Source organism: Massilia sp. P2_C2, assembly GCF_056404615.1.
Genome location: NZ_JBFUDR010000201.1, coordinates 1 through 11,583, shown reverse-complemented (window position 1 = coordinate 11,583; position 11,583 = coordinate 1). Strand labels below are relative to the sequence as shown.

Below are 11,583 nucleotides of genomic sequence, written 5' to 3'. Positions count from 1 at the left end.
CCTCCAGCACCGTACGTTGAGCTCCCATGGCGGCTTCTGCGGCCCGTTTCTTTACCTTGAGTTCTCTTTCCAGTTGTTCAATTCGCGCCTCATCGCTCTTTATCTGTTCGCGCCACTTGTACCATACGATCGCCTGACTGCCGCAGAAGAACAGGGATAGAACAAAAAACACCATTGCAAGCCACGGAAAATTGGTGCGCTGGACAAAATCAATTTCGAGTTTAGTCATCAAGCAGAGTCTTTGGCTTCGTCGCGGAACATCAGATCGCTAAAGTCGGGCCTGCTCCGCAGCGGCTGGACATGACGGGCTTGAACCAGTTTTTCAGGTTGATGATCGACAAACGGACGTAGTCTTTTCAACAACGCGACGCCAATCTTCTGTTGCACGCCAAGCGAAAGCTGCAAACGGTTCACTTCACGATCGACCAGATCGGATTCGCCACGATGAAAAAAGCTGTTCATCGACTGAATGACCCCATCCTTGGCTGCGAGCGTAGTAAATGCATCTCCTTCGATCACAATCAGGGAGAAATTTGAATCGGCTGCGCCATCTGGAGCCTTCTCGCATTCGTTCCACAATGACGCAACAAATGGCGTCATCGACACCAACTTCAACTTGTGTTCCGCCGCAAGAGCATTGACACGGTCGGCGATATTTTTACGCAATGCACAGGTAAACGTCCTGCGATCGGCCTTGCTGACCTGGGATGTGAACGCCCATTCTGAAGGCGTCATCCCCAACTTGTGCGCCATTTTTGCGGATGCCACGGCCAAATATTCTTCATCCCGCACACCGTCAGGCAAATCGTCAACCATGAACTTGCAGAGCGCGGAACCCAGATAAACATGCAGGCGACGCCGCCGCTCCCAGTCCATGCCCTCAACGGCATCAAAATTCAAGGAGAGCGGATCCAGAAAATTCCATTGCCATTGCCCTACCTCGTCGACCGGGCCGCGGCCGAAATACCCTGCCACGCGCCGCAAATGCGCATCGCGCCCGGTCAGGTAAAGATGAAGCGTCTCACTCATAAGCTACCACCCGGTCGATCTCGTCGATCGTCGTTACACCCGTCATCACGAGATCCAGTGCTCTCAGGCTCAGCGGACGCACACCCTGCGCCCTCGCATATTTCTTCACCTCAGCCACATCGCTACGATTCAATATCATTGTGCGAATGGTATCATCGAAGCCCAATACCTCGGCGATCGCATAGCGTCCTTTGTATCCTGTACTCCTGCAATTATCACAGCCTGTACCCCGCATGAATCGTGCCCCCGCCATGTCGACTCCCGCCGCCCTGAAACGGTCTGCCAGCTCAGGAGAAACCGTTGTCTCGGGCTGACTGCAATGAGGGCAATTGCACCTGATAAGCCGCTGCGCAACCACGCCGTTCAGCGCGGACAGAAGACTGTAGAGATCGATGTCCATGTGCGCAAAGCGGCTGATCACATCGAACACGCTGTTGGCGTGAACAGTCGTGAACACCAAATGGCCCGTCAGAGCGGCCTGCACGGCAATTTCAGCAGTTTCGCTGTCCCGGATCTCGCCGACCAGGATCTTGTCCGGGTCATGGCGCAAAATCGATCTGAGACCCTGCGAAAACGTCAGGCCCTTCTTTTCATTCACCGGAATCTGAAGCACGCCCGGTAATTCATACTCGACGGGGTCTTCAATCGTAACGATCTTTTCCTGGCCGGTCTTGATTTCCGAAAGCGCGGCATACAGCGTGGTCGTCTTGCCGCTACCCGTCGGTCCCGTCACCAGCAACATGCCATGTGGACGCTTAGACAGTCGTCTGATGCGCGTGATGGCATCGGCGTCGAGACCGAGACTCTCCAGCGAAATACTGGCGTCCGAGTTGGACAGCTGCGCCTTGTCGAGCAAACGAATGACAGCATCTTCGCCAAAAATGCTCGGCATGATGGACACCCGGAAATCCAATTCCCGCTCCCCCAGCGTTACACGGAACCGGCCATCCTGAGGAATGCGCCGCTCGGCGATGTCGAGTTGGGCGAGCACCTTGATGCGAGAAATCACCTCCTCTGCCCGCACGACATCCAGCAATTCCGCTGCCGGGACCAGCACACCATCAAGACGCAACTTGACGTGCACGCCCCCGCGATCGCATTCGAAGTGAATATCGCTCGCGCCCGCCCGCCACGCATCGTAAATCGCCGAATCAACAAAACGAACGATCGGGCTGGCACTTCGTTCGATGGTTTCGATCGAAATCGTTGCGGTCGCATTCGAGGCAAGCTGCCCGACGTTGCCCGATGCATGACCTATTTCGCTCGATGCTTTGACGCGCGTCTGCGCCCGTTCAAGTGCTGCCGCAATATGCGATCGACCGCTCCAGACCACGAACGGATAATGGTTGACCTTGTTCGACAACCATTGCAGCGCCTGGTCATCCCAAGGATCGGCGACCGCGAAGCGTTGTTGCCCATCTACCCGATACGGAAAGATCGAGCGGCTCGCGCAGTCCGTAAAGCTGAGCTGAGAGAGATCGAGACTCTGCTCGAACAAACGCTGTTGCGACAGATAAGTCACCCCCAGAACCGTGCTGGACACTTCTTCCAATTCCGCGTCGGTTCTTCCCGCCAATCCAAGCAGCTCGACGGAAAGGCAGCGACCGCTTGCCGCCGCTTTGGCGCGCGCCGCCGGCAACAGTTCCTTGATGGCGGAAGTGTGTTGTGAAAGCGGTTTATTCACCCTGAAGCCCTCCCGCAAGATCAAAAATGGGCATGTACATCATGACGATGATCAGTCCGATCATGATCGCGACCGCCATCAGCAAAATCGGCTCTGCCAGCCGCGTCGCGCGTTCGAGAAACAAGGTGAATTCCTGCCGGGAATTCTGCGCAATGACATCCATCACCTTTGCCAGGCTCCCCGACCTTTCTCCGACCTGTAACAGGCGTTCGGTGACCGTGTCCGTCAAGCCGTACTCCGCAAGCGCAGTGCTGAAACGGCGTCCTTCCAGGATCCGCTCGCGCGACAGCCCGATACGTTCCCGCAACTTCTCGTCGAACGCCAGATTCTGTGCGAGAGGTATCGCATCAGACAACGTGTACCCGCCTCGGAGCAGCATCGACAGCGTCTGGTAAATCCGTGACAACTGATAAAGCCTCAGATAATGTCGAGCGGTCTTCGACCTGGAGAGTATGCGTAACGAAATGGTCTTGAGCTTCCCGTTCTTGTACAGCACGACGATCCCCGCCACGACAGCCAGCAGGCAGAGCGCGATACCAATAAAATTTTCAGAGCAAAAAACGCCCACCTTGAGCAGGATAGCCGTCGGCAAGCTCAACGAGCGCGTATAGTCGTCGTACACGTGGGCAAACCGGGGCACCACGTAGGCGATCATGAACATGGACACTGCAGCCCCGAATCCGATCACCAGACTCGGATAAATCGCCGCGCTGACCAGTTTGCGGCCCAGCTCACGCCCCATCGTCTCGTAATTGATGTACTCGTCCAGCGCCACTTCGATCCTGCTCGACCGCTCGCTTGCCCTGATCGACGCGATCAGCAATGGCGAAAAAGGAAACTGGTTGAGCTCCAGCGCCGACGACAATTGCTTACCATCAAGCAGGCGCTGATGAAGCTCACGCAAAACGGTGTGCTTGTAATCGCCGGTTCCCTTTGAACAAAGCGTGTCGATGGCTTCGACCAGAGACATGCCTGAAGAGAGCAAGGTACGCAATTCTTCGCAAAACAGGACGGCATCGAAACGCTGTGAACGGCGGACCCGCCGCAGCTGCTCGGAAGCGTTCACTGAAAGTACCGTCAACCCCTCGTGTTCCAGAAGAGCCAGAACCGCTTCGCGGTGTTCACCTTCCTGCTTGCGTTCAATGATCCCTCCCGATGCGGGATCGAACGCTCTTATATTGAATTCCATAAGATTACTGATGAGGTGGTTGCGCGGCGTTTGATGTCGCAGGTACTGACGGTTGGATTGGCTGAATCTGGGGCGCAGCTTCAGGCAACGACGAGATGAATTTCCATTCGGAATAGTGTGTCCCCGAAATCGGCAGCGCACCGTCCACGAATGCGCCGCGATTACGGAGACTTTCCCTGTCACTCAAGCTGTATATACCTACGATGCCCCCGGATGCATTCCTGATCAATCCCCATTGCGGCTTTCCAGTCATCGGATCGCGATACAACCTTCTAAGGTGCCGGACCGTACCTGCAAACCGGTGATCTTCCAACAGATCCTCCAGACGGAGCGGGAAGGTCTTGGGAGTGCCGGGCGACCGTATATAGTACTTGTTGATCGAAGCCATGTATTCGCCAACGATATCGATCAACTCATCTTCCTTGTCCCGATGCGAGACGCTCGACCACGATTCGCCTAACGCCGCCAGGCCGACACCCACGATCGCCAACGCAAACAGCACGACGACATACGTAAAGCCCTGTTGCGCGCGCCGGTGCACAAAATCACCACGACGCATAGTCGCTTCCGTCATGCGCACGTCCTGAAGCACCGCTCTTGACGTCGAATACCTTACCCATGTCCTTGCGCACCGGCGCGACGATGACCCATGTATCCGCGCGCTCCGTGATTGGATCGACAGGTATCTTGCGCAAATACCGCTTCACCACCATCTCTTGGAGCGATTCCGGGTAGACACCGGCATCGCCATAGAACTTGTCGATGGCGTCGCGCATCCGGACCAGGTCTTCACGCAGAACGGTTTCCTTCGCATGATCGATGTGGACAAAATACGTTGGCACCGCGATCGACAGCAGCAGGCCTATCAACACCATCACGACCAATAGTTCGATGAGCGTGAAGCCGGAATTTCGCTTGGTCATCTGCATTACCACTGCCGGTAAGGAATACCGTTCATCCCGACTTCCTCCGATTTCGAATACACGTCGAAGACGTCGCTGCCCTCCTTCGGCTCGTCCGGAGTCGATGCATAACTACGGATCCCCCAGGATTTTTCTGGCGGTTCAGCCGAAGGCGCAAAGGGATCACGCGGGAGGCGCCTGAGAAAATAGATCGGCTCCCCCCGGTTCTTCAAGTCGGGAACGCCAGCAACGAGTGCCGCCAGCGACGGTGGGCATCCTGTCGTGCTGAATGCATCGCCAACGCGGCCGGCTTCGTACGCCCGTCGATAGGCATCGATCGCATGCCGGATTTCCCATAACTCCTGCCTGAGCGCCCGCTCCTTGTTGCGCTTTACGGAAAGCTCGACCAGGGGCATCGCCGCCGTTGCAAGGACACTCAACACGACCATCACGACGAGCATCTCGATGATGGTATACCCGTGCTTCCTGGCGCGGATCACTTGACGGTCACCCTGGTGGATGCAGGCGTTGCAGGAACGACGATCGGTTCGGGCGACACCGGTTTTACCAGTACCACCTGAATGTCCGCCGTCCCTGCGGAAAGGGCCTTGAACCGGAAGCTCATCACGGTGCCTTCGCCTTTTTCACCGTTGCCGTTAAAGCGAAGCAGCGCCATGGACGCCCGGCCTTCCGCCTGGTTCAGCGTCTTGGTCTTGCTGATCTGCGTTCCATCACGACCCAGGAATGCCCCCTCTTCGGCATCGACGATTTCGACGATGCCTTTGGGAAACTGCAGCTCGACGGGCATGCCCCGAACAGGGACATCGGTCTTGACATTCACATGAACGGTAAACGTTTCGCCGACCTTGACCTCCTTCGGACCGGTCAAGCCCAATACGAAAGAAGGTTTTGCTTCTCCCTGCGCATTCGCATCGGGACCGGGGACGTTAGGCGAAGCGGCCGCAGGGGCAGCGGGCCGTCCGGGCATGTCCCCCGGTTTGGCATTCGGGTTCTTGTCTTTTGGCGAAGCGGATGGGGTCAATGGACGGCTGCGCAATATCGCTTCCGACCCGGACCAGAATTCCAACTGATTCAGGTCCGGACGACGGATGTTACGAATGATGTGCGGCGTGATCGACAATACGATTTCGGTACGCTGGCTGTCGTTGCTTTGCGAGCCAAACAGCCTGCCGACGATAGGCAGATCGCCGATTCCGGGAATCCGGTTGGCACTCATCCTCTCGTCGTTACTGATCAGGCCAGCCAGCAGCTGCGTTTCGCCATCGTGGAGACGCAACACCGTGTCCGCGGTACGATTGCCGATCTGATAAACCAGCGATCCACCCGTCGTCTTGATCTGCTTGACGAGCGAGCTCACCTCGAGTCCCATCTTGATGGCGACATCGTCATTCAGGTAAATGTTCGGCTCGACGTCGAGCTTCAGGCCGACGTCGACGTACTGGACCGATTCAGAGATAAAACCGCCATTGTTGACGCTTCCCATCGTCGTCACGATCGGAAGTTTGTCGCCGATGAGGACCTTGGCCTTCTCTCGATTCCGGGCACGGATCTTGGGGTTGGCAAGGATATTGGCGTCCCCGACATCCCGGTGGAAATTAATGGTCGCACCCGGTACCGTCACGCCCACCGTGTCCTTGTTGATGTTCTTGACATTACCAAGGTTGAAACCGCCTGTCGGCGCGATTGGCGTCAGGGTAAAACTGTCTGGATACTGTATCCCCAGATTGGTCAGGCTGGAGCGTTTAATTTCGAGTACCGCGACATCGAGCATCACCTCGGGTTCAGCGAGATCCTGGAGTGCGATCAGACGCTCCGCCAGGCGAATCGTCTCGGGCGTCTCGCGCACCATGATGAGATTGAGCTTCTCGTCCACGTAAGGCTCGCGGATTTTCAGCATCGTTTTCAGCATGTTGGCAGTCTGCTTGACGTCGGCATTCGACAGATAAAATGCCCGCACGACCAGGTCCTGATACTCACGCATCTTTTCCGGTGTGCGCGGATAGATCAGCACCGTCGAACTGTCCAGCACCTTGTACACCAGCTGGCTGGTGGTCGTGATCAGTTCGAGCGCATCCTCGACCCTGGTGTCCCGCAGGTAGATGGATGTGCGCAAATCGGCGCGTACATCCTTGTCGATCACAAAATTGACCCCGCTGTTACGGGTCAATGCATCGAGTACCATCCGAACGCTGCCGTCCTTGAAATCCAGTGACACCCGGCGGGACTCAGACAGATGCGTGGAGTTAAACTCTTCCTGACGCACGAAGAGTTCCTGCTCACGCTGGATGCTCAACAATTCAGGATCGGCGGGACTGTCCTTCAGCGCCGCTTCAACGAGCAACATGGCCCGCTCGCGCATCCCTTTGGCCAGCAAATCCCGCGCCTCCATCACGGTTGCCTTGCGCCGCTCGTCCCGATCCAGGTCGAGCTGCATTGCGGCAGCGCGTTCGTTGTCCGGGCTGATTGCGTGCACGCGCTTCAATGCGCTTTTCGCAAGCGCAGTATTGCCTTCGGCTCGGGCCGCGACGGCGGTGGCCATCAACTGCGAGACCGCTTTCTGGCGCGCACTCACCTCACCGGCGCGCAGCGTAACGTCTTCCGGGTAGCGGGCGAGCCCCTCTTCATATCGCTTCAGTCCCGCCTCATACCGACCGGCACCGATGTCATCCTCGGCGCCATTTCGGATGTACTGGGCCCCACAACCGGCAAACAGGATTGTCGCCAGTACCGCGGCGCTCGAGCGCAAAACTAAAGTTCGCAAAACAACTCCAGATCAAAACTATTGGGTACGCACCCGGCGGTGTTCACTCCGCGGCCGATTGCGTAAAAATCGAAATTTGCTCATTAAGCGGGAGATAAGTCAATGAGATTTGCTTTTCGGCCACAGCATCGACGCGATACATCTCATCCAGCACGGTGCCCACCTTTATCGGCACGAGGACGCCATCTCTTGACAGGAAAGTGAGCTTTTGGCCGTCCACATCGATCATGCGGCCAAAATATTGATAGGGGAACTGCGGGGCAACCGGTTTGGGTTGCACAACCGGCGCCGGGGGAGGCGCGACCGGCGCGACCGGCGCGGCTTGCACAGGCGCCACGAAGCTCACCACCTTGAACGGATCGTTTGCGGCTTCCAGCAACGGGTCGCGTTCGTCGTTCTTTGCAGCGGCTGGTTGACCGTTCGGCGCTGGCCCGTCCGCCCTGGTCCCCGTGGTTTTCGCATCGGAGGGCTGGACAACCTGCGCACGCGATACGTCCTGCATGGCCACATGTGCGGACAACGCGAGCGTGGTGATTAACGCAGCAGCTAGGCCATGTTGACGCTTGAGCTTCATGCGTCCTTCTTGTAATAAAACGTCAGTCTGACTTCGGCGTCCAGCAGCGGATCGGCCGCGCGGGCGCGTCGGAACGAGAGTCCATCGAGCGACAAACCCTCGTGCGTTGCGAGCAATTTGGATATCACATTCTTAATATCTTTGTAATTGCCCTTCATTCGAGTACTGATTTGAACCTGGCCGAAAAGGGTCTTTTCCTTGGTTTCCATTGGGCGGCTTGTTGCGTCGAGCACGAGCAGGCCGGTACGTGACGAGGTCGTTTGCAGGTCTGTCAGCAGTGTGGACACATGTTCGAATCCTAAATATTGGCTTCGCGATACATTCGTGGTATCGCCCAGCAATCCGTACACTCGAGCCATTTCCGCATTGAGTCCAGCAAGAGCCTTCTCATGATCCACATGACGGCGGACATTTAGCGGAGTCACATGAAAATAACACGCCAGCCCRGCACAGAACAATGCGCTCGCCAAGAACCATAGCACAAACCAGGTCTTGCTGGATTTCTGGAAAGTCACTTGCAACACAACCGCACCTAAATTAATAAAATTCAAAAATAAAAGGAATCAGAATGCCTTTTAAACATTTCATTTTTCCGCAAGCAGCTTATCAACACGAACGTAAAGTATCTTCGTCAGGAACGCGATTGAATCGGCAGCTAAGCAAAACTGCGCATAGGAATCTTTGGCAAAAAAACATGAAGCGTGGAAGCGCGGCACAATGTCATCTGGTAAGAACGCTGCTACCGAGCTCAACGACACAGCGTTCGGCACAACAGCTTTTTTCGGCAACGTAAGCGCAAAGCTCGGGGATAATGATCCCGTATCCACATCACCCTTCGACTGGTCTGCGAGCAGGAACGCCCAGCGCTCGTCGGAGGTAATTTTGCGAAACACTACTCCTGTCTTGCGATGAGAGTCCAACTTAAAACCCGCCGGCTCCAGGGACGCTCGATATCGATCGATTAACATTTCGTACCTCGCGCTCGCACTTAGTTTGGCGAACTCGGGGTCTTCTGGAAGATTCAACGCTAATGCCGCTTGTTGTCTTGCTTCTTGGATCTCTTTGCGCAGTTGTATTGCCGCTGGGTTATCAGGAAGTCTCTCAATGTAGCGTTTGAGCGTCGGTTCGATTTGGGGCGAAGCAATCGGACCTTCGGAGCTGAGTCTTCCATCGGCCACATATTTACGCAGCGCCTCCATTAGATCGGATCGATAAGCGGACACATGTGGATAATGGCCACGGAAAATATCTCTCGGCCCATTTAGTCCTGCAAGCTTTTCTTTCGCCCACTCACGCCAATAAGCGTGAAGTTTGGCTCGCCCTTCCTCCGTGCCGGCAAGCGTCTCAATCGCGCATCTTACTACCTTTGATGGGATTCCCAACCCAGCAGCTTCCAATTCAACACAGATGTCTTGCCATTGATCGCCCAAAGGAAAAATCCGGCTCGACAAGTTTTTTGCCTCCTCCTCCGAGATCAATGCGCCGCTGATATTGCCTTGCGGCGGATTGACCGCATTATTCGTTTGCCTCTTCATTTTTACATATTTACGGAATAAGCAATGGCATTGGCGTCGGCGGGGGGGGCAGCCGCTGCGTCTGCTTTGGAGTTTTTTATGGCCGCACGCATTATCATGAGTTGCATTGCAGCTTTCTCCATCGGACTTTGATCAAGCGCGCTATAAAGGATCAGGCCGTTCATCCCAAGGTGGTATTCATAACGATTCATCGAACCTTCAAGAATGATGCTCGGTCGACTGCCGAACAGCGGCTCCCATGTTCCCAGATCATATCCGCTGGCGAACGTATAGCGGAAAAGCTGATCTGCACCGGCGAGCCAACCGTAACGCGAATTCGGCTTCAACTCCCAGAGCATGTTCAAATCTCGCGAGAAGATGTCAGGTTTTCCAAGGAAGATATGTTCGCCGTCTGACCATTTATTGAAATCCAAACCGAGTGCATCGGCTGTACCAGATGTCTTAAGCTTATCTACTAACGTCTTCTCCGCATCACGCCCTTGGGCGAAGCACTCGTGCAGAATGCAGTTAAATAGATAGCCGTATGCCCCAGTCATTGCACCGTTGGCAAACTTGCCACCACCCAGCACTGAGGTGGTACCACCGATAACCGCACTAGCGACCGCTCCCTCAGCAGGACTAAGCGTGCCAGTCCACGGCGTAGCCGCCTTGCTGAATGCCGCGCTCAACGCCCCAGATCCACACTTACCGCCACCGGCTACGCTCGTCACGCACCCGACAACACCATGCAAGGCAATACCGGCCTCAGTTCCCCATCGTACACCTTCTCCGCCGGTAAAGAAGTTACCGCCCTGAATTACGTTACCGGCTCCATAGAACATACCGGCCGTAAAGGCACCCTGCAARCCRCCCTTCAGGTTGCCGGACGMTACRCTRCCACTCACGAAACCGGTAATCGCKGCATTCATCATGCCSTYGCCAGCGATSTGGATRAACCAMTCSGCRCCMGGCAAATAGACGGARATCRCRATGGMCRCAATCATCGGCGCATACGCCTTGATATGGTTGTTCCACAGGTTGTCGATGACCGGGACACTGAACATCCCGCCGAACAGGAGCCCGCTCGGRTCGGTGCACGTCATCGGGTTGTTGTAGCAGTACCCATAGCGGTTGAAGTTCTGCAGGTTGCCGAGGTTCTGCACAAACGGATCCGCCTGCATGAACCGCCCCAGCATTGGGTCGAACAGCCGTCCGTTCATGTGCACAATGCCCACATCGTCCAGATGCTCGTGCCCGGTCCAACCGCGATCGTTGCCGTTGTTCGTCCCCGTCGACCAGTCGATCACCAGGTTGCCGTTCGCATCATAGTTGCCGTTCGTGTAGCGCCGCTTGCCGAACGGGTCGTAGCTGTAGCGCGCCGTCACCGCTCCGGTATGGTCCGTCGTCGTGGCCAGACTGCCCAGGTGATCCTGGTGCCAGTACTCCACCTTCACCAACGTCAGGCTCGTGACCGCCGGCGGCGCCGTTTGCCCGGCAGCCAGGCTCGGCAGCGCTCCGGTACTGACCAGCACACCGATCATCTGTCCGCCAGCACTGATGTAGTGACGGTTGCTCGTCGTACTGCCCGACTGTTCGCTTTCGAAAGACAAACCACCCACGTTGTCCGGATGCAGATCCCAGGTCGTGCGCGTGCCCGATCCGTTCGTACGGCTTTCCTTGATCCGCTGGTGGTTCTCGTCGTATTGCCACACATATTGCGTACCGCCCGGCCCCTGCACGCCATTCTGGCTGTCCGGCAGGTTGAAGCTCGTGTACGCCACGCTGCGCCAGCCGCCGTTGTTGGCGGTCTTGACGTTGCCGTTGGCGTCATAGGTATAGCTGGCGCTGAAGGCGCCCGACACGCTTTGCAGCGCATGCGGACCCTTGCCGCCCTGCGCCGGATAGGTGT

At 56.3% G+C, this 11,583-nt stretch carries 12 protein-coding genes; all 12 read right to left on the bottom strand.

The window, feature by feature from the left end; genetic code table 11:
* The coding region (locus AC1DYX_RS20915; RefSeq protein ID WP_477262361.1) for a hypothetical protein at nt 1–229 on the bottom strand (229 nt) is incomplete at its 3' end.
* On the bottom strand, nt 229–1,029 hold the full coding sequence (locus AC1DYX_RS20910; protein ID WP_477262359.1) for a hypothetical protein: 801 nt from the start codon (nt 1,027–1,029) through the stop codon (nt 229–231). The genes AC1DYX_RS20910 and AC1DYX_RS20915, both read right to left, overlap by 1 nt.
* Entirely contained in the window at nt 1,022–2,713 is a 1,692-nt protein-coding gene (locus AC1DYX_RS20905; RefSeq protein ID WP_477262357.1) for a GspE/PulE family protein, read from the bottom strand. Before AC1DYX_RS20905 ends, AC1DYX_RS20910 begins: the two co-directional genes overlap by 8 nt.
* Complete coding sequence (locus AC1DYX_RS20900; protein ID WP_477262355.1) at nt 2,706–3,902, bottom strand: type II secretion system F family protein; 1,197 nt, start codon at nt 3,900–3,902, stop codon at nt 2,706–2,708. Before AC1DYX_RS20900 ends, AC1DYX_RS20905 begins: the two co-directional genes overlap by 8 nt.
* A gap of 4 nt (nt 3,903–3,906) precedes the next feature.
* A complete protein-coding gene (locus AC1DYX_RS20895) occupies nt 3,907–4,476 on the bottom strand; it encodes a type II secretion system protein (protein WP_477262353.1) in 570 nt (189 codons plus the stop codon).
* Nucleotides 4,448–4,831 (bottom strand): type II secretion system protein, encoded by a 384-nt coding sequence (locus AC1DYX_RS20890; RefSeq protein ID WP_477262351.1) that lies wholly within the window; start codon nt 4,829–4,831, stop codon nt 4,448–4,450. The genes AC1DYX_RS20895 and AC1DYX_RS20890 overlap by 29 nt, the downstream gene beginning before the upstream one ends.
* A complete protein-coding gene (locus AC1DYX_RS20885; protein ID WP_477262349.1) occupies nt 4,831–5,304 on the bottom strand; it encodes a type II secretion system protein in 474 nt (157 codons plus the stop codon). Before AC1DYX_RS20885 ends, AC1DYX_RS20890 begins: the two co-directional genes overlap by 1 nt.
* Nucleotides 5,301–7,586 (bottom strand): secretin N-terminal domain-containing protein, encoded by a 2,286-nt coding sequence (locus AC1DYX_RS20880; protein WP_477262347.1) that lies wholly within the window; start codon nt 7,584–7,586, stop codon nt 5,301–5,303. The genes AC1DYX_RS20885 and AC1DYX_RS20880 overlap by 4 nt, the downstream gene beginning before the upstream one ends.
* A 43-nt stretch (nt 7,587–7,629) precedes the next feature.
* Entirely contained in the window at nt 7,630–8,160 is a 531-nt protein-coding gene (locus tag AC1DYX_RS20875; RefSeq protein ID WP_477262345.1) for a hypothetical protein, read from the bottom strand.
* On the bottom strand, nt 8,157–8,675 hold the full coding sequence (locus AC1DYX_RS20870; protein WP_477262343.1) for a hypothetical protein: 519 nt from the start codon (nt 8,673–8,675) through the stop codon (nt 8,157–8,159). The genes AC1DYX_RS20875 and AC1DYX_RS20870 overlap by 4 nt, the downstream gene beginning before the upstream one ends.
* A 69-nt stretch (nt 8,676–8,744) precedes the next feature.
* Nucleotides 8,745–9,695 (bottom strand): hypothetical protein, encoded by a 951-nt coding sequence (locus AC1DYX_RS20865; protein ID WP_477262341.1) that lies wholly within the window; start codon nt 9,693–9,695, stop codon nt 8,745–8,747.
* A 2-nt stretch (nt 9,696–9,697) separates the two neighbouring features.
* A partial coding sequence (locus AC1DYX_RS20860; RefSeq protein WP_477262339.1) for an RHS repeat domain-containing protein occupies nt 9,698–11,583 on the bottom strand: 1,886 nt, incomplete at its 5' end.